This window comes from Bradyrhizobium sp. STM 3557 (assembly GCF_045571465.1).
In the GTDB taxonomy this organism is placed as follows: Bacteria; Pseudomonadota; Alphaproteobacteria; order Rhizobiales; family Xanthobacteraceae; genus Bradyrhizobium.
The window spans coordinates 6,450,023-6,464,092 of record NZ_CP120697.1 but is presented as its reverse complement, the minus strand read 5'-3'; the positions used below and the strand labels follow the sequence as shown (position 1 = coordinate 6,464,092).

Below are 14,070 nucleotides of genomic sequence, written 5' to 3'. Positions count from 1 at the left end.
TTTGTTCGCTTGACCTTCCGCCATGCCTGACTATGTGCCGCCCGTCGCTGCGGCATGGAGATTTCGGTCATGCGGATCTTTGTTGCGGGCGCCACCGGCGCCGTCGGTCGCGAGCTTGTTCCCGCCCTCGTTGCCGGGGGGCACCAGGTCACGGGATTGACCCGTAGCCCGGCCAAAGCCGAAACAATCAGACGCATGGGTGGCCAGGCCGCCGTCGCTGATGCGCTTGATGCGGCGGCAGTCACGAGCGCGCTTCGCGCCGCCGAGCCGGAGGTTCTGGTCCACGAATTGACGGACCTCGGCGGACTGGCGGATTTCCGGCATTTCGATCGCGGATTCGCCGCGACCAACCGGCTGCGTACCGAAGGCACCGACATTCTGCTTGCCGCAGCTCGCGCCGCCGGCGTCCGGCGGTTCATCGCGCAAAGTTTCTGCGGCTGGACCCTTGGCCGCAGCACAGGTCCGATCAAATCGGAGGCCGATCCGCGCGCTTCGGATCCGCCGATGGAGCTTCGGCGCACGCTGGAGGCGATGCGATATCTGGAGCAAACCGTCACTGCTTCATCGGCACCCGAGGGCATCGTATTGCGCTACGGATCGTTCTACGGCGAGAACACCGGCATTCTCTCGCCCGTGATGATTGAGCAGTTGCGCCATCGCCGTGTGCCTGTCATCGGCGACGGCGCCGGCTGGTGGTCATTCATTCATGTTGCGGATGCTGCGTCCGCCACGATGGCCGCAATCGAGCGCGGCCTGCCCGGCCAAGTGTACGACATCGTCGACGATGAGCCCGCTCAGGTGAAGGACTGGCTTCCGGCGCTGGCGCAGATGGTTGGCGCCAAGCCACCGCTGCGCGTGCCCGCCTGGATCGGCCGCTTGCTCGCGGGCGAGCATATGGTCGTGATCATGACGCAGGTGAGCGGCAGCGCCAATGAGCGGGCCAAGCGCGAGCTCGATTGGCGCCCGGCGCATCCGAGCTGGCGCGAGGGATTTTCGCAAACCTTGCGACTATCGGCGGCGCGATCGGCGGCCTGAACCCTGTTGTCCGTCACGCCAGTCGGCGCGGTGGCTCCCCGCCCGCAACATAGGCGGCGATGCACTCGACCATCTGCCCGTAATGGGCGCGGAAGCTCTCCTCGGTGACGTAGCCGAGATGCGGCGTCAGCACGAGATTGTCGAGTTTGCGGAACGGATGCTCCGTTGGCAGCGGCTCGACCGAGAACACATCGAGCGCAGCGCCCGCTATTCTCTTCTGCCGCAGCATCTCGAGCAGCGCAGCCTCGTCAACGATTGGCCCACGCGACGTGTTGACCAGATAGGCGGACGGTTTCATCCGCGCCAGGTCGTCGCGGCCGACCAGCCCACGCGAGCGCTCGCTCAGCACCACGTGGATGCTGATGATGTCGGCGGTCGAGAACAGCTCCTCCTTGGTCGCATAGCCGACGCCGGCGGCCGCACAGCGCTCCGGCGTCAGGTTCGGGCTCCAGGCGATCGCGTTCATGCCGAACGCCTTGGCGAGACCGGAGACCTTGGTGCCGAGCTTGCCGAGCCCGATCACCCCGAGCGTCTTGCCCTCGATCTCGATGCCGCCAAGCTTCTGCCAGGGCTCGCCCGCATGCATCCGCGCGTTCTCCTGGCCAATCCTGCGGGTCAGCTCCAGCATCAGGCCGATCGCCAGATGCGCCGTCGGATCGCGGCCATATTGCGTGCCACAGACCACGATGTTGCGCGCCTTGGCTGCGTCCATATCGATCGCGGCATTGCGCATGCCCGAGGTAAGCAGCAGTTTCAGCCTGGGCAGTGCCTCGATCAGGGAGCGCGGGAACGCCGTGCGCTCGCGCATCGCGCAGATGATGTCGAAATCGGCGAGCGCGCTTTGCGCGTCCTTTTCGGAGGCGAAATGATGCGTGAACGCGGTCACGTCGACGCGGTCGGCAAGCCTGGGCCAGTCGGCGAGCGTGAGCGCCGTGTCGTAATAATCATCGAGGATTGCACAGCGCAGCCGCGTCATCGGCAGGGTCCATTCATGGCGGGAACGGCGACAGGGAGCGTCGCCCCTGGAATGGACATCATCGTTGCGCGCAAATCAGGGCCGCGCAAGCACCCGGCTTTCAATTCGCGTCGAGCGCGAAGCCGGCTCGGCCGGTGTCAGTTCAAGTCGGTCTTCACCCGGAACGTGGCCTGAGCGCCGTATTTCGCGTGCCAGGCCGGGCCGGGTCCGCGCATATAGTGCAGTTCCGGCCGGTAGGGATTGAAGGCCCGGGCGAAAAACTCGCGCCAGAAGCTCTTGATCTCGGCGATTAGGCCGGATGGTTTCCCGCGCTTCACCGCGGGCGAGGACAGGGACGCTGTCGAAAGGGTCGTCATGACGGGCGCTCGCTGTTGTTCGATCTCGGCGCTTTTTTTTGCTCGATGGACGTTTTTTGGCGCCTGGAGCGAGTTTCCGTCCCAGTTGATTAAAAGTTGGTTTCAATTGTCGTGATCGACTGCACACATGGTGTCGATCCCGTAGTCATCCGTGGTGAATGAATGGGAAAGGCAGATTCGGCAAGACCGTAATCGCCCCGCCCGGGCAACCGCGGGTGGTCAAATCTATCCAGTGTGGCTTTTCGACCCGAGCTTTCGAGGCGCCATCGCTGATGACGGTGCAGGGATTCAGATCGGCGGTACTGGTTGCCCTTTGGGGGCGGCGCGGCTACATCAGCGTCAACATTCCCCATAAACGTTGACTGTTTCCAAAGGAAACGCGATGGCGCGCCAATTCGTCTATTTCATGCAGGGTCTGTCCAAGACCTATCCGTCCCGGAAGGTGCTCGATAACGTTCATCTGTCGTTCTACCCGGATGCCAAGATCGGCGTGCTCGGTGTCAACGGCGCCGGCAAATCGACCTTGCTCAAGATCATGGCCGGCATCGACAAGGACTATACAGGCGAGGCCTGGGTCGCCGAGGGCGCGCGCGTCGGCTACCTGGAGCAGGAGCCGCAGCTCGATCCCAAGCTCTCGGTGCGCGAGAACGTGATGCAGGGCGTCGCCAAGCAAAAGGCGATCCTTGACCGTTACAACGAGCTTGCCGTCAATTACTCGGAAGAGACCGCCGACGAGATGACCCGGCTGCAGGACGAGATCGAGGCCCAGGGCCTGTGGGATCTCGACAGCAAGGTCGACCAGGCGATGGACGCGCTGCGCTGTCCACCTGACGATGCCGACGTCACCAAGCTGTCCGGCGGTGAGCGACGCCGCGTCGCGCTGTGCCGACTCCTGCTCGATCAGCCCGACCTGCTGCTGCTGGACGAGCCGACCAACCATCTCGACGCGGAGTCGGTCTCGTGGCTCGAAGGTCATCTGCGCAATTATCCCGGCGCGATCCTGATCGTCACGCACGACCGCTACTTCCTCGACAACGTCACGGGTTGGATCCTCGAGCTCGATCGCGGCCGCGGCATTCCCTACGAGGGCAATTACTCCTCCTGGCTGGTGCAGAAGCAGAAACGGCTGGAGCAGGAGGGCCGCGAGGAGGCGGCGCATCAGCGCACGCTCGCGCGCGAGCAGGAGTGGATCGCGGCCTCGCCGAAGGCGCGCCAGGCCAAGTCCAAGGCCCGCTATCAGCGCTATGAGGAGCTGCTCAAGAAGGCGAGCGAGAAGCAGACCCAGACGGCGCAGATCATCATTCCCGTTGCCGAGCGTCTCGGCAACAACGTCGTCGATTTCGAGGGCCTGACCAAGAGCTTCGGCGATCGCCTCCTGATCGACAATCTCAGCTTCAAGCTGCCGCCCGGCGGCATCGTTGGCGTGATCGGCCCGAACGGCGCCGGCAAGACCACGCTGTTCCGCATGATCACCGGGCAAGAGAAGCCGGACGCCGGCACCATCACGATCGGCGAAACCGTGCATCTCGGTTATGTCGACCAGTCGCGTGACGCGCTCGACGGCAGCAAGACGGTGTGGGAGGAGATCTCCGGCGGCAACGAGCTGATCCTGCTCGGCAAGAAGGAAGTGAACTCGCGCGGCTATTGCTCTGCCTTCAACTTCAAGGGCGGTGACCAACAGAAGAAGGTCGGCGCGCTGTCGGGCGGTGAGCGCAACCGCGTCCATCTTGCCAAGATGCTGAAATCGGGCGCCAATGTCCTGCTGCTCGACGAGCCGACCAACGATCTCGACGTCGACACCTTACGCGCACTCGAAGAGGCGTTGGAGGATTTTGCCGGCTGCGCTGTCATCATCAGCCATGATCGCTGGTTCCTGGACCGTATCGCGACCCACATCCTCGCTTTCGAAGGCGACAGCCATGTCGAATGGTTCGAGGGCAATTTCCAGGACTACGAGAAGGACAAGATGCGCCGGCTCGGCCAGGACAGCATCATCCCGCATCGCGTGAAGTACAAGAAGCTGACGCGCTGACGGCTGAGCGCGACGCATGCCCGGCCAACGGGACAATGCGTCGCGCCCCCGATGCGGCCAGTTGTCGCTTCCCGGCGGATGTCGATTGCGTAGATAGAGCGTCCCGCAATCAGTCTTCCGAGCAACTTGCCTATGCACGCGACTTCAGACGTTTCAGCGCAGCCGAAGACGGTTCAGCTGCGTCCTGTTCCCATGCTGATCTTCGGATCGCGCTGGCTTCAGGTCCCGCTCTATATCGGCCTGATCATTGCGCAAGGCATCTATGTCGTGCTGTTCATCAAGGAGCTGTGGCATCTGTTTGCCCACGCCTTTGAGTTTTCCGAGCAGCAGATCATGCTTGCGGTGCTCGGCCTGATCGACGTCGTCATGATCTCGAACCTGCTCGTCATGGTGATCGTCGGCGGTTACGAGACCTTCGTCTCGCGCCTCAACCTGCGAGGCCATCCCGATGAGCCGGAATGGCTCAGCCATGTCAATGCGAGCGTCCTGAAGATCAAGCTGGCGATGGCCATCATTGGCATCTCCTCGATCCATCTGCTGCGCACCTTCATCGAGGCCGGCGGGCTCACCTCGGCAAGGACGGTCTACACGGAAACTGGCGTGATGTGGCAGACCATCATCCATTGCGTCTTCATCATGTCCGCCATCGGCATTGCCTTGGTCGACAAGCTGTCGAATGCCTCGATCGAGGATGCGAGGCAGTCGGCGGCACATTGAATCAAGTGACAGGGATGGAACGCCTGTCGGGGGAGGCGAACGGTGCCGTGGTTCACAACGCGGCAGCGTGATGATAGATTTGCGAGATGATGGTGATCGCTCGGTCGTTCATGATCGGGTGGATCGAATCCCGCCGCTAACTGGCTGAGCTGCTCGCTGTGATGTTTTGCCGCTTGTTCGGCTTCGGCCTTCTGCTTCTGTTGTTGCAGCCGGCGACGCCGGCGCGGGCGGCCGACGCCGGCTTCACGCAGTTCGTCGCCTCCCTATGGCCTGAGGCAAAGGAACAGGGCGTCTCGCGCGCGACATTCGAAGCCGAGACGCGCGCGCTCGATCCCGACTACAGCCTGCCTGACCTTCTGCTGCCCGGACGGCCCACGACCGGTGCGCCGTCACAGGCCGAGTTCGTGCAGGTGCCGGCCGACTACATCAAGGAAGCCTCGATCGCGCGGCTGGCGTCGTATGGCGCGAGGCTGATGCAGCAATATCGTCCGGCGCTGGACCAGATCGAGAAGCGCTTCGGGGTGCCGGCGCCGGTGGTGCTCGCGATCTGGGGACGCGAGACCGATTTCGGCCGCTACACGCTGCCTTACGATGGTCTGCGCGTGCTGGCGACACAGGCCTATGTCGGTCGCCGCAAGGACCAGTATCGCACCGAGTTCATCCTGGCGCTGAAGATGCTGAGCGACGGCGTCGTGAGCCGCAAGGATCTGCGCGCATCCTGGGGCGGCGCCGTTGGTCTCACCCAGTTCCTGCCGTCGGAATACTACAAGCACGGTGTCGACATCGACGGTGACGGCAAGGTCGATCTCTGGCATTCGGTGCCGGATGCGCTCGGCTCCGCCGCGCAGCAACTCGCGAACAAGGGCTGGCAGAGCGGCCTGCGCTGGGCCTACGAGGTCAAGGCGCCGGCGAATGTCGACTGCACGACGGGTGTGCCGGAAGTCACGAAACCGATCGGTCAATGGTTGCGGGCGGGCTTCGTGCCGGTGCGGGGCGAGCGGCTCAGTGCGGCCGAGCAGGCGCAGCCGGCCTCGCTGCTACAGCCCGAGGGCATCTATGGCCCGGCTTTCCTGGCAACGAAGAACTACTTCGTCATCAAGGAGTACAATTTCTCCGATCTCTACGTGCTGTTCGTCGGTCATCTCGCCGACCGCATGACAAGTCCGCTGCCGTTTGCAACGCCCTGGTCGGCGTCGAAGCAGCTCCGCACCGCCGATGTCGAGGCGATGCAGAAGGGGCTGACACGGCTCGGCCTCTACAAGGACAAGCTCGACGGCAAGGCCGGAATGCAAACCCGTGCCGCGCTCGGAACGTTCCAGAAGTCGGCCGGGCTCAAGGTCGACTGCTGGCCGAGCCAGAGCGTGCTGCAGGCGATCAATGCCGCGCACTGAGCCAAGCCAAACGGGCTGGCGCAAAGAAAAAGCCCGGCCGCTCCGGCCGGGCTTTGCATGCAGGCGCGATGGGCCCGTAGCTCAGTAGCAGACGCGAACCGGGCGAACGACCCAGCCGTAACCGTCCCAATAGCGCTCGCGGCGCCAGTAGCACGGCGCCGGGGCCGGGGGCGGACCTTCGACATAGACCGGTCCGCCATAGGCAGGACGGCTGGAGGCGATGGCGCCGCCGACAATGGCGCCACCGATCAGACCGGCGGCGATGCCGGCGCCCACGCCGTCTCCGGCCTTCGCAGCCGGCGCACTGACGGTGATCGAACCCGCGATCGTCGCAACCGCAATGGCAGCGGTCAGGATCTTCTTCATAATGGGAGTTCTCCTGGAGAAGGCGCCTTCGCAGGCGCCGGGTTTGGGTTACTCACACGCTTTTCGGAATTGCCAGCCGCGTGAGAAAACACGCAAATCCGTCAACCCTTCGTAAACGCTACAAACGCCGGCTGGTCAGGTGCCCCGCAAAAACGGTTTTTTCTGGCCTGGCCAACGCTTCGTTTCGCAAATCCAACACGTCTGTGCGGATTTAATGAAGGTGAATGCTTACTCGCACACCCGGACCCGGCGAATGCGCCAGCCATAGCCATCCCAGAACCGCTGGCGCTGCCAGTAGCAGGCGTAGGCAGGATCGTCGGCGACATAGGCCGGGCCGCCGCCGTAATAATACGGGCCGGGGCCATAGTAATATCCGGGTCCATAGCCGCTGCCAGCCGCGATCGCGCCCCCGACAAGGGCACCTCCAATCAGACCGGCGGCGACACCGGCGGCAACGCGCCCCCCTCCGGCCTCGGCCGGGGCCATTGCGGACGTGGCGAGGGCCCCGGCCGCTACGAGGGCGATAAGCATCTTCTTCATGACCGTACCTTTCTGAGCAACAGCAGACGGCAAAGTTCCCACGGCAAACTTCCATAGTTTGCTTGAATGATCAATGAACAGGCGCCGCCGCGCGGCGCGATCTTGACGGCAAATCTTGCGATGCACAATTCGCCAAGAATGGCTGGCGCATTGCTCGGTCGCAAGCGCCCGGTATCGCGGTGGTGGAGCGGCGCAGGTCGCCGTGATGCGCGCCCGGATTTCTACGGTTAAGCTTTTCGTGGCGCCGTTTGATCTTCCTCAAGCACCGCTATTTGGATTCATTCCAGGTTGAGTAGCAGTTTGGAATCGCTTCAAAAGACGTGTTTTTCTTTTGCGAACCCACCTGCGCTTGACTATCCCTGGGATCACGATCTTCGAAGGTTGGTCCGTTCTATGATTGTGTGTTCCTGCAACGTCCTCAGCGATCACGACGTCCGCAACGCGGTCAGCACGGCGGACGAACTGCCGCGCAATCCCAAACAGGTCTATGGCTGCCTTGGCTGCAGCGCCGAATGTGGACGCTGCGCACGGACCATCAAGACGATCATCGACGAGGCGCTGGGGCCGTGTGCCCGCGCCTGCCAGTCCGGCTGCCAGCACAGCCGTGAGCATGCCCACGCCCACGCGTCTGACGACGCGGATGCAGTTAGCGAGTTCGCGCTGGCCGCCTGCTAGGTCTCGCCTGTCAGGTCCGATCCTCCATAAGCTTTGGAAGGCTGGTGTTCGGGGTCGTTTTTGCTCCTCGAAGCTGATATTGAGCCGGTTCCGGCCTCAATTTCTTGGAGCATACAATGCAGGGCGACCCGAAGGTCATCGAATATCTCAACAAGGGGCTGCGCAGCGAGCTGACCGCGATCAACCAGTATTGGCTGCACTACCGCCTGTTGAGCAATTGGGGCCTGCTGGACATGGCCAAGGTCTGGCGCAAGGAGTCGATCGAAGAGATGAACCACGCCGACCGGTTCACCGACCGGATTCTGTTCCTCGACGGCTTTCCCAACATGCAGGTGCTCGACCCCCTGCGGATCGGCCAGAACGTCAAGGAAATCATCGAGTGCGATCTGGCGGCCGAGGTTTCGGCGCGCACGCTTTATCAGGAAGCCGCGACCTATTGCCACGGCGTCAAGGACTACGTCTCGCGCGACCTGTTCGAGGACCTGATGAAGGACGAGGAGCATCACATCGACTTCCTCGAAACCCAGCTCGATCTGATCCAGCGCATCGGGCTCGAGCTCTACACCCAGAAGCATGTCGGCGGGCTCGAGAACGGGGACTGAGCGAGGACTATTCGCGTGGATCTGGCGCGAGCGCCTATCGTTCAGGCCGGTGTCGTCCCCGCGAACGCGGGGACCCATAGCCACCGGCCGTTGTTGTTGAACAAACCAGTGCGCCAAAGCCTGCCTCAACACCGAAGCCGGTGATCCGGTGATCATGGGTCCCGGCTCTGCGCTTCGCTTCGGCCGGGACGACAGCATTTGGATGAGCTACAATTGCGTCCGGTAGCGGGCGTCGATCGCCTCCTGCGATTCCGGCTCTCCCAGCTTGGTCTGGTCATGGATGATCTCGGCGATGCTCGGCATCGCCGAGCGCTCGACCTGGGCCTCCTTGAGCCAAAGCTTGGAACGCATGATCGCCTTGCCGCAGTGGAAATAGGCTTCGCTGACCTCGACGCTGAGCACCAGGCGGGGCGGCTTGCCGAACTCCACCATTCTTTCGAGCAGTTCGGGTGCACTGGTCAATGTGCCCCTGCCGCCGACCCGCAGCGTCTCGTTGATCCCCGGCACGAAGAAGATGAGCTGCACGAGGCCGGTGCCCTCGGTGATGTTCCTGAAGCTGTCGATCCGGTTGTTGCCCGGGCGGTCCGGCATCAGCAGCCGGCTATCGCCCTCGACATGAATGAAGCCGGGATTGCCGCCGCGCGGCGAGGCATCGACGCTGCCGTCCGCGCCCGAGGTCGCCAGCACGCAGAACGGCGACAGCGCGATGAACTTCTTGCTGTGGATGTCGAGCGCAGGCCGTGCCTTCGCGATCACGCGCGGGTTCGGCTTGGCATAGATCGCCTCGAGATCAACGGCGGCCATGTCGGTCAAGGTGTCCCTCCAGGCATCAATGTGATTGCGAAAGGCTATCATCGGCAGGCTGGCACGCAATATCGCACGCGCGTCATACCGCGTCTGCAGGTACGAAGCAGCTGATGACGATGCTGCCGCGATGGTGCACGTACCACACCACGGCCTCGCCAACCGGATTGCCGCGGTCGCGGATCACGGCACGCTCCGGCACCGCCATCCACTGGCCTTCGATCGGAACCCAATAGCTGCCGTCGTGAAAATCGTAGGCTGTGCGGTGGCCGTCGGCGATGTCGCAGCAGGGCACGCCATTCGGCGCGATCACGCTCTTGAACCAGGCACGGATGTCGGGCGGCACATTCTCGAACTGGCCGTGATCGAAGGCGAGCGCCGCACGCGCCAGCATCATGATGCATATCAGCAGGGCAGCTCGCGGCAGCCATCGCATGCGATTCTCCGTCGCCGTGATCGCCGCGATGCTCTCGCATGCAGCGATTCAGGAGCCGGATTAAGCCCGAGCTGAGTCAGCGATGCATGCCCAAAGTTTGAGCGCCGCGGCGGCATCGGTTTGCAGCGTCGGGGATTACATGCCGCGCTGCGGTGCGGTGGCGAGCAGCTCGCGCAGCGGCTCAGCATAGAAGCTGGCATTGCCTGTCGTGAGATGGCCGCGCGTGTCGGTCGAAGCCGGGATCAAATAGAGCCGGGCATTCTTGATGCGCTTCAAGGCCTCCGCCGTCACCCCGGTCTCCGGCGGATTGCGCTCGTCGTCGGCCGCGTTGATGGCGAACACCGTCGCGGTGATCTTCTCCAGATCGGCGGAGGGATCGTAATCGTGCGAGGCGTCCCACTGATAGATGAAATCATTGGCATCGGCGGTGACCGGCGTGCCGAGCCGTTCCTCGACCATCTTGTCGGCTTTTGCCGCGGTCGGCGCCAGCATCTGGTAGGCTAACGTGCCGCCCGCGCTGGCGATGCCATAGGCGGTGATCGCATATTTCATCATGCGCGGCTGGCTGGCGTAGTTGCCGCCGTTGTAGTCGGGATCGTTGCGGATCGTGTCCAGCATGATCCGCCGCAGCATCCAGTTGCGCGCCGCCATTGCGGTCGGCTGCGAGGCCATCGGCGCCAGCGCGTCCATGAAATCGGGATAGCGCGTGCCCCAGAGCCAGCTGTGCATGCCGCCCATGGAGTTGCCGATCACCAGCCTGACATGCTTGATGCCGAGCCCCTCGGTCAGCAGGCGATGCTGCGCGTCGACCATGTCCGCATAGTCGTAAGCCGGAAATCTGGTCTTCAGCCCGTCGGAGGGCTTGCTCGACTTGCCGTGGCCGATGCCGTCGGGAATGATGATGTAGTATCTGCTCGCATCGAGCGGCTGGTCCTTGCCGAACAGCACGCCGGCGAAGGTGGGAGTCAGCATGCTCGCAGCCGAGCCGCCGGAGCCGTGCAGCACCAGCACCGGCTGCCCGGTCGGCTCTCCCAGGGTGGTGTAGTGCAGCCGCAGCTCAGGCAGGGTCTCGCCGGTGTGGAACTTGAAATCCTTGGCGATGAACTCGCCCTCTCTCGGCGTCGGATAGTCACTCGCCATGGCGCCGGCCGATGTCAGCGCGAGGGCCGTCAAGGCGATCGCCATCCGGCATGTGATATTCCAGCAGCTCATGTCTCTCTCCCCTGATGCGCGCGCTCTTCCTGGCGCGTCGTTGAAATCTGAAGGCCGCAAGTCGCCGACCAATACGGGCGGCTGTCACTATGGATTGTCCTCGACATCCGTTTCCGGCCGGTCGCTGCCGGAGGCGGTTTCGGTGTGCCACTTGCCATCAGCCGTCTCGTATTCGATCATCTCGGTGCGCCCGGGAGTGCGCTGTTCCTTGGCTGCATGCCGCGCCGCCGTGAGCGCCGCTGTATGGGAGGCGAAGGTTTCCGAGAAGACACCGTCGACGGTGTAGGCCCAGCCGCCATCGTGCTGGACGATCTTGTAGGTGATGTGGCTCATCATGCACTCGCTGACTGTTATGGCGTCCGGGGCTGTAACATGGGCGTGCCGTCATGATAGGCCAAGGGCATCGATCTTGTCAGGGTGCCTGCTTGAGACGATCGGCAGGCTGAATGTTTGGTGGAGGAGTGGATCATGTGCCGCAACATCAAGACGCTGTTCAATTTCGAGCCGCCGGCAACGGAGGCGGAGATCCAGGCCTCTGCGCTGCAATTCGTTCGCAAGCTGTCGGGCTTTGCGAGGCCCTCGCAGGCCAACGAGGCCGCATTCCAGCGCGCGGTCGAGGAGGTCGCCGATGCCGCGCGCCGGCTTCTGGTCTCGCTGCACACCCAGGCGCCGCCGCGCGATCGCGCCGTCGAGGCTGAGAAGGCGCGCGAGCGCTCGCGGGTGAGATTTGCCGACCGGTGAGGGGGCGGCGCGACGCGCGCCCTGATCCGTGATGCCGCGCACGGCATCGTCAGGGCAGGGGCGGCATGATGTCCGTCTTTGGACGCCATCGGAGATCGCCATGATCAGCAGCCCCACTTTGCCGCTGCGGCTCGGAGCAACCGCCTTCACCGTGCTGTGGGCAGACTGGATGTTGTGGTCGAACGGATCTTTCGATCGCGCGAGTGTCGCCGTGCTCGCGGTCTGCACTGCGCTGGCCGCCTATATCTGGCACCGCATGATGCGATGGTCATTTCGCCACATGATGCAGCTCGCCGAGAGCGAGCAGGACGGGCCGAGCGAGCGGCCGTATGCCGCTTTACTTCGTGCCTGTTGGCGTTGCCGATGCGGATCGGCCGGCACGGAATAGTGCCGATCAGAAATCTGCATCCTCGTCGGGCTTATGCTTCTTGTTCTTCTTCTTTTTCTTGTCCTTTTTCTTCTTCTTGTGATGCTGCTCGATGAGCTCGGGATGCGGATCGTCGTCCTCGAACGCCTCGTCGAGTGCATCGTCGTGCTGGGACGCCATGAAGATCTCGCGCACCGCATGCTGCGCGGCCTCGCGCTCATGCGCCTCGCGATCCCTGGTTTTCTTGTATTGTTCGAAGGCCTCGAAGATCTGCTCCAGCCACGGCATCAGCTGATCGATGGTGGGCAGCGTGCCGGGCGGCCCCGGCTCTCCACGCGGACCTGGTGGCCCTGCCGGGCCCTGCGGACCTGGCGGTCCCGCTTCACCGCGCGGGCCCTGCGGCCCTGGCTTGCCCGGGGGGCCGGGCTTGCCGTCAGGCCCCGGCTTGCCACGCAAGCCATCCGGTCCGCGTCGTCCTGGTTGTCCCTGTGGGCCACGCGGGCCCGCGCGCCCCTGCCGACCGGCCGGATCCTTCGCCACTACCGCAACTCCACAAACGCTTGATTCTCGCGGAAGCGTAGCAGAGGCGCGATGGTGCCAGCAATTCTGCGGCGCGCGGAGATGGCGATCGATCAACATCAATCGCCATCCGCGTCATCATGTTCGCATCGTCCTGATCGACGATGGTTATTGCGCGCCGTAGGCCGGTACCTCGATCCCGTCGGCCACGTAGAGCCTGATACGGTTGCGCAGCGTGCGCACGGGCATGCCGAGCAAACGTGCTGCATGGGTTCGGTTGCCGTTGCAGCGGCCGAGCGTTTGCACGATGAGCTCGCGCTCGATTTCAGAGAGCGGTGTTCCGATCAAGAGCGGAACGACCTCGTTCGCGGTCCGCCCTGGCATCGGCGGCGCCAGCGTCGGAACGCTGGATAGATCTACGGCGTGGTGTGACAGATCGTGCGACATGAAACTCCTCCCGATCAACGCCCCGCGCCGGCACAAGACGCGGAAAACATCGAGACCAACAAACACCCAGCCCGTAAAACAACGTGCTCCGATAAGGTTAACGGCCTCTTAACGCGGACCGCCGTCAGGTTGAATGTCAGGAAATTGCCACGTTTTCGCGCGTTCAGCGACGCATTTTGCGGTGCACGGCGCGTCGCAGCCCGTGGATTTAAGCGAGCAGAAACGAAGCGCACCCCATAACGGCCGTATCAGATCACGCCGCAGGACACGGCAAGGACTTTGGCCAAACCATCTTCCGCTGTCTGGAAATCCGTCCTCGAGCGACTGCTGCAGGTCGATCAGCTCGACTGGCATGAGGCTGTCACGCTCGTCGGCGACATCGCGCGCCTGAGCCCTGACATGACGTTGCGGCAGGCCGCAACGCAGGCACTGCCGATCCTGCGCAGCGCGGCCAGCCTCAGTGCGGATCATGTCACGCTTGACGCGGCACGGCGCCGCCTGATCGTCGTGCTCGACGTGCTGATCGAGCTGACCACGCCGCGCTTTGGCCGTCGTGGTGCCAAGCCGAAGCCGCTGAGCCCGGAGCAGCGCGCCCGCAAGCTGCTCGGCCTGCCGATCGACGGCATACTGTCGGCGCCCGATATTCACAGCGCCTTCCGCCGCGCCGCCAAGACCATGCATCCGGATGCCGGCGGCAGCGAGAGCGCTTTTCGCGAGCTCGTCGCCGCGCAGGACGTGCTGATGAAGCGGCCGGCGTGATCGTGGTGTCGCGGAGGCGGCGCAACATCGGGAAAAGTGCCGATCGCAATCTCCCGCGAGCATCGTGCGCCTATGGCTTTTCGCGCACAGTCGCG

The 14,070-nt window shown here is 63.6% G+C and carries 19 protein-coding genes; 9 read left to right on the top strand and 10 right to left on the bottom strand.

Annotation, left to right across the window (positions count from 1 at the left end; genetic code table 11):
* The first annotated feature begins 69 nt into the window (after nt 1-69).
* On the top strand, nt 70-1,035 hold the full coding sequence (locus P6U24_RS29940) for an NAD-dependent epimerase/dehydratase family protein (RefSeq protein WP_407156026.1): 966 nt from the start codon (nt 70-72) through the stop codon (nt 1,033-1,035).
* A 13-nt stretch (nt 1,036-1,048) separates the two neighbouring features.
* On the opposite strand, the gene P6U24_RS29935 is transcribed toward P6U24_RS29940, so the two are convergent.
* A complete protein-coding gene (locus P6U24_RS29935; RefSeq protein WP_407156025.1) occupies nt 1,049-2,011 on the bottom strand; it encodes a D-2-hydroxyacid dehydrogenase family protein in 963 nt (320 codons plus the stop codon).
* Nucleotides 2,012-2,148: 137 nt separating this feature from the next.
* The gene (locus P6U24_RS29930; RefSeq protein WP_407156024.1) at nt 2,149-2,367 is read right to left on the bottom strand and encodes a hypothetical protein; all 219 of its coding nucleotides are present in this window, start codon (nt 2,365-2,367) and stop codon (nt 2,149-2,151) included.
* 382 nt (nt 2,368-2,749) lie between these two features.
* Between P6U24_RS29930 and ettA the strand changes: the two genes are divergently transcribed.
* The 3 genes from ettA to P6U24_RS29915 all read left to right on the top strand — a co-directional run bounded on the left by ettA (nt 2,750) and on the right by P6U24_RS29915 (nt 6,507).
* The gene (gene ettA / locus P6U24_RS29925) at nt 2,750-4,399 is read left to right on the top strand and encodes an energy-dependent translational throttle protein EttA (protein WP_407156023.1); all 1,650 of its coding nucleotides are present in this window, start codon (nt 2,750-2,752) and stop codon (nt 4,397-4,399) included.
* Between the two features lie 132 nt (nt 4,400-4,531).
* The gene (locus tag P6U24_RS29920) at nt 4,532-5,116 is read left to right on the top strand and encodes a TIGR00645 family protein (protein ID WP_407156022.1); all 585 of its coding nucleotides are present in this window, start codon (nt 4,532-4,534) and stop codon (nt 5,114-5,116) included.
* Nucleotides 5,117-5,277: 161 nt separating this feature from the next.
* Entirely contained in the window at nt 5,278-6,507 is a 1,230-nt protein-coding gene (locus tag P6U24_RS29915) for a lytic murein transglycosylase (RefSeq protein ID WP_407156021.1), read from the top strand.
* An 81-nt stretch (nt 6,508-6,588) separates the two neighbouring features.
* Here the strand turns inward: P6U24_RS29915 and P6U24_RS29910 are convergent, their stop codons facing one another.
* Both P6U24_RS29910 and P6U24_RS29905 read right to left on the bottom strand, forming a co-directional pair.
* Complete coding sequence (locus tag P6U24_RS29910) at nt 6,589-6,873, bottom strand: hypothetical protein (RefSeq protein WP_407156020.1); 285 nt, start codon at nt 6,871-6,873, stop codon at nt 6,589-6,591.
* 228 nt (nt 6,874-7,101) lie between these two features.
* Complete coding sequence (locus P6U24_RS29905; protein WP_407156019.1) at nt 7,102-7,413, bottom strand: hypothetical protein; 312 nt, start codon at nt 7,411-7,413, stop codon at nt 7,102-7,104.
* Between the two features lie 393 nt (nt 7,414-7,806).
* Here P6U24_RS29905 and P6U24_RS29900 point away from each other — a divergent pair, with 393 nt between their 5' ends.
* Nucleotides 7,807-8,088, top strand: a complete 282-nt coding sequence (locus tag P6U24_RS29900) for a bacterioferritin-associated ferredoxin (protein ID WP_407156018.1) — start codon at nt 7,807-7,809, stop codon at nt 8,086-8,088.
* Between the two features lie 116 nt (nt 8,089-8,204).
* The gene (bfr, locus tag P6U24_RS29895; RefSeq protein WP_407156017.1) at nt 8,205-8,690 is read left to right on the top strand and encodes a bacterioferritin; all 486 of its coding nucleotides are present in this window, start codon (nt 8,205-8,207) and stop codon (nt 8,688-8,690) included.
* Nucleotides 8,691-8,897: 207 nt separating this feature from the next.
* On the opposite strand, the gene P6U24_RS29890 is transcribed toward bfr, so the two are convergent.
* The 4 genes from P6U24_RS29890 to P6U24_RS29875 form a co-directional block, all read right to left on the bottom strand.
* The gene (locus P6U24_RS29890) at nt 8,898-9,503 is read right to left on the bottom strand and encodes a pyridoxamine 5'-phosphate oxidase family protein (RefSeq protein ID WP_407156016.1); all 606 of its coding nucleotides are present in this window, start codon (nt 9,501-9,503) and stop codon (nt 8,898-8,900) included.
* Nucleotides 9,504-9,576: 73 nt separating this feature from the next.
* Nucleotides 9,577-9,930: a hypothetical protein gene (locus P6U24_RS29885; RefSeq protein ID WP_407156015.1), complete on the bottom strand. Its 354-nt coding sequence runs from the start codon at nt 9,928-9,930 to the stop codon at nt 9,577-9,579.
* A gap of 135 nt (nt 9,931-10,065) precedes the next feature.
* Nucleotides 10,066-11,115, bottom strand: coding sequence for an alpha/beta fold hydrolase (locus P6U24_RS29880; RefSeq protein WP_407160641.1), 1,050 nt, complete (start codon nt 11,113-11,115; stop codon nt 10,066-10,068).
* Nucleotides 11,116-11,229: 114 nt separating this feature from the next.
* Entirely contained in the window at nt 11,230-11,475 is a 246-nt protein-coding gene (locus P6U24_RS29875; RefSeq protein WP_407156014.1) for a DUF2188 domain-containing protein, read from the bottom strand.
* A gap of 135 nt (nt 11,476-11,610) precedes the next feature.
* Between P6U24_RS29875 and P6U24_RS29870 the strand changes: the two genes are divergently transcribed.
* Together P6U24_RS29870 and P6U24_RS29865 are read left to right on the top strand one after the other, a co-directional pair.
* Nucleotides 11,611-11,883, top strand: coding sequence for a DUF2277 domain-containing protein (locus tag P6U24_RS29870; RefSeq protein ID WP_407156013.1), 273 nt, complete (start codon nt 11,611-11,613; stop codon nt 11,881-11,883).
* Nucleotides 11,884-11,983: 100 nt separating this feature from the next.
* Entirely contained in the window at nt 11,984-12,271 is a 288-nt protein-coding gene (locus tag P6U24_RS29865) for a hypothetical protein (protein WP_407156012.1), read from the top strand.
* 6 nt (nt 12,272-12,277) lie between these two features.
* Here the strand turns inward: P6U24_RS29865 and P6U24_RS29860 are convergent, their stop codons facing one another.
* Together P6U24_RS29860 and P6U24_RS29855 are read right to left on the bottom strand one after the other, a co-directional pair.
* Complete coding sequence (locus P6U24_RS29860; RefSeq protein WP_407156011.1) at nt 12,278-12,790, bottom strand: collagen-like protein; 513 nt, start codon at nt 12,788-12,790, stop codon at nt 12,278-12,280.
* Nucleotides 12,791-12,937: 147 nt separating this feature from the next.
* Nucleotides 12,938-13,216, bottom strand: a complete 279-nt coding sequence (locus P6U24_RS29855) for a helix-turn-helix domain-containing protein (protein WP_407156010.1) — start codon at nt 13,214-13,216, stop codon at nt 12,938-12,940.
* A gap of 279 nt (nt 13,217-13,495) precedes the next feature.
* Here P6U24_RS29855 and P6U24_RS29850 point away from each other — a divergent pair, with 279 nt between their 5' ends.
* Nucleotides 13,496-13,975 (top strand): J domain-containing protein, encoded by a 480-nt coding sequence (locus tag P6U24_RS29850; protein ID WP_407156009.1) that lies wholly within the window; start codon nt 13,496-13,498, stop codon nt 13,973-13,975.
* Nucleotides 13,976-14,070 lie beyond the last annotated feature (95 nt).

Excerpts from the sequence above, each read along its gene's own strand:
- P6U24_RS29940 (WP_407156026.1), top strand. The coding sequence starts at position 70 with ATGCGGATCTTTGTTGCGGGCGCCACCGGCGCCGTCGGTCGCGAGCTT.
- P6U24_RS29935 (WP_407156025.1), bottom strand. The coding sequence starts at position 2,011 with ATGACGCGGCTGCGCTGTGCAATCCTCGATGATTATTACGACACGGCG.
- P6U24_RS29930 (WP_407156024.1), bottom strand. The coding sequence starts at position 2,367 with ATGACGACCCTTTCGACAGCGTCCCTGTCCTCGCCCGCGGTGAAGCGC.
- ettA (WP_407156023.1), top strand. The coding sequence starts at position 2,750 with ATGGCGCGCCAATTCGTCTATTTCATGCAGGGTCTGTCCAAGACCTAT.
- P6U24_RS29920 (WP_407156022.1), top strand. The coding sequence starts at position 4,532 with ATGCACGCGACTTCAGACGTTTCAGCGCAGCCGAAGACGGTTCAGCTG.
- P6U24_RS29915 (WP_407156021.1), top strand. The coding sequence starts at position 5,278 with ATGTTTTGCCGCTTGTTCGGCTTCGGCCTTCTGCTTCTGTTGTTGCAG.
- P6U24_RS29910 (WP_407156020.1), bottom strand. The coding sequence starts at position 6,873 with ATGAAGAAGATCCTGACCGCTGCCATTGCGGTTGCGACGATCGCGGGT.
- P6U24_RS29905 (WP_407156019.1), bottom strand. The coding sequence starts at position 7,413 with ATGAAGAAGATGCTTATCGCCCTCGTAGCGGCCGGGGCCCTCGCCACG.
- P6U24_RS29900 (WP_407156018.1), top strand. The coding sequence starts at position 7,807 with ATGATTGTGTGTTCCTGCAACGTCCTCAGCGATCACGACGTCCGCAAC.
- bfr (WP_407156017.1), top strand. The coding sequence starts at position 8,205 with ATGCAGGGCGACCCGAAGGTCATCGAATATCTCAACAAGGGGCTGCGC.
- P6U24_RS29885 (WP_407156015.1), bottom strand. The coding sequence starts at position 9,930 with ATGCGATGGCTGCCGCGAGCTGCCCTGCTGATATGCATCATGATGCTG.
- P6U24_RS29880 (WP_407160641.1), bottom strand. The coding sequence starts at position 11,115 with ATGGCGATCGCCTTGACGGCCCTCGCGCTGACATCGGCCGGCGCCATG.
- P6U24_RS29875 (WP_407156014.1), bottom strand. The coding sequence starts at position 11,475 with ATGAGCCACATCACCTACAAGATCGTCCAGCACGATGGCGGCTGGGCC.
- P6U24_RS29870 (WP_407156013.1), top strand. The coding sequence starts at position 11,611 with ATGTGCCGCAACATCAAGACGCTGTTCAATTTCGAGCCGCCGGCAACG.
- P6U24_RS29865 (WP_407156012.1), top strand. The coding sequence starts at position 11,984 with ATGATCAGCAGCCCCACTTTGCCGCTGCGGCTCGGAGCAACCGCCTTC.
- P6U24_RS29855 (WP_407156010.1), bottom strand. The coding sequence starts at position 13,216 with ATGTCGCACGATCTGTCACACCACGCCGTAGATCTATCCAGCGTTCCG.